Below are 1,676 nucleotides of genomic sequence, written 5' to 3'. Positions count from 1 at the left end.
CGCCGCCAGTGCTTCAGCCGGCGCCGCCTGGGCGTTGTAGTTCAGTACCACGGCGGCTCCGGCCTCGGCCAGGGCCTTGGCGGCCCCCGCGCCGATTCCGGAACTGGCGCCAGTCACCAGCGCCACTTGTTGCTCCAACGAAATGCGCATTGCCCACCCAACCTTTTTCAGAGTGCCCAACTAGCTGACTGGCGGGGCGGCCTACAAGTTCACCGGCTGTCTGGAATGCGACGATGGCTGTCTATATCTATCGTTTTTGCCACAGGACTTTTCGCTAGAATCGACGCTTGATTGATGCGAGACCTCAGCCGATGAACAGCCCATCCCGCCCGTGGCTTGAAGCCTACGCCGACAACTACCGCAACGATGACGTGGTGCATCCCCATTGCCACGCCCAGGCGCAATTGATCCACGGCGTGTCCGGGGTGATGGTGGTCAGCACCGCCCAGGGCAGTTGGCTGGTGCCGTCCGGGCATGCGTTGTGGGTGCCGGCCGGCACCCCGCATGAGATCCGCATGGCCGGCGAGGTGCATATGCGCACGCTGTTCCTGATGCCCGAGGCCGAGCCGGGGCTGGGGCGCACCTGCCAGGTGATTGAAGTGTCGGTATTGCTGCGGGAGCTGATCGTCGCCGCCACGCAGATTGCCGGGCACCACAGCCCGCGTCTGCAGGCCATGATCGAGTTGATCCGCATGGAACTGCTCGCCGCGCCGGTTGTGGCGATGCACGTGCCGGTGCCCGGCGAAGCACGGCTGGCCAGGCTGTGCACGCATTTCATCCGCAACCCTTCTGACGACAGCAGCCTGGAATCCTGGGCCGACAGCCTGAACATGAGCGCCCGCACCCTGAGCCGAGTGTTCCAGCGGGAGTTGGGCATGAGTTTCGGTGAATGGCGCAAGCGCGCGCGGTTGGCCTTGAGCTTGAAGCTGTTGGCCCAGGGCGTATCAATTCTGGAGGTGGCGCTGGAGCATGGTTACCAGAGCCCGAGTGCGTTCAGTGCGATGTTTCGCAAGTCGCTGGGTTATCCGCCAAGTCATTTTCGGCCCGGAGTTTAGTGTTGCGTCAGGTAACGCTATTGTCTGTTTAGCGACGATACATGGCCCTGACGCGGGCGAATCGGACAGGCCATCTGCCTAATCTGCAAGGCTCCTTCTTGAGCGAGCCTTGTGATGCACAGCCCTTCTTTTCACCCATGGATGCCCATCGCCCTGTTGAGTGTGCTGGCCGGGTGCACTGGTGTGCCCGGTCAACCGTCGACCGTCACGACGCAGCCTGCACCGCGGCTCTCCGCCGAGTCGGCCGAGGCGTTGCCCGCCCGTTGGTGGCAGCTGTACCGCGACCCGCAACTGGACGCCCTGGTGGCGCGGGCCCTGCACCAGAACAAAGACCTCGAAGCCGCCGCCGCCCATGTCGATGCGTTGCTGGCGCAGCTGGAACAGGCAGACGGCGAGCGCCTGCCGTCGACTTCCCTGGACTATGGCCTGGCCTACGGTCGCAGCCGCGATGACCAGACGCTGGCCCAGGCGACTAACCGTCATGCCGGTGCCGAATGGAGCCACACGCCTGAGTTTTCCCTGAGCTACACCCTCGATTTGTGGGGCGAGGTGCGTTATCGCATCGCTGCGGCACGGGCGGATGCCCAGGTGGCGCGGGCGCTGGAGGATGAGCTGCGGGTG

3 protein-coding genes are annotated in these 1,676 nt (G+C 64.4%); 2 read left to right on the top strand and 1 reads right to left on the bottom strand.

All coding sequences use genetic code 11. The annotated features are described in order from the left end of the window. A partial coding sequence (locus HX846_RS27030) for an SDR family NAD(P)-dependent oxidoreductase (protein ID WP_178966453.1) occupies positions 1-150 on the bottom strand: 150 nt, incomplete at its 3' end. A gap of 161 nt (positions 151-311) precedes the next feature. Here HX846_RS27030 and HX846_RS27025 point away from each other — a divergent pair. Further along, positions 312-1,055, top strand: coding sequence for a helix-turn-helix domain-containing protein (locus HX846_RS27025; RefSeq protein ID WP_178966452.1), 744 nt, complete (start codon positions 312-314; stop codon positions 1,053-1,055). A gap of 114 nt (positions 1,056-1,169) precedes the next feature. Beyond that, a partial coding sequence (locus HX846_RS27020) for a TolC family protein (RefSeq protein ID WP_178966451.1) occupies positions 1,170-1,676 on the top strand: 507 nt, incomplete at its 3' end.

It is taken from the genome of Pseudomonas sp. K5002, assembly GCF_013386655.1.
Classification (GTDB): domain Bacteria; phylum Pseudomonadota; class Gammaproteobacteria; order Pseudomonadales; family Pseudomonadaceae; genus Aquipseudomonas.
This window is presented reverse-complemented; position numbering and strand designations above follow the sequence as displayed.

Coding starts and splice junctions, on each gene's coding strand:
- HX846_RS27025 (WP_178966452.1), top strand. CDS start 312: ATGAACAGCCCATCCCGCCCGTGGCTTGAAGCCTACGCCGACAACTAC.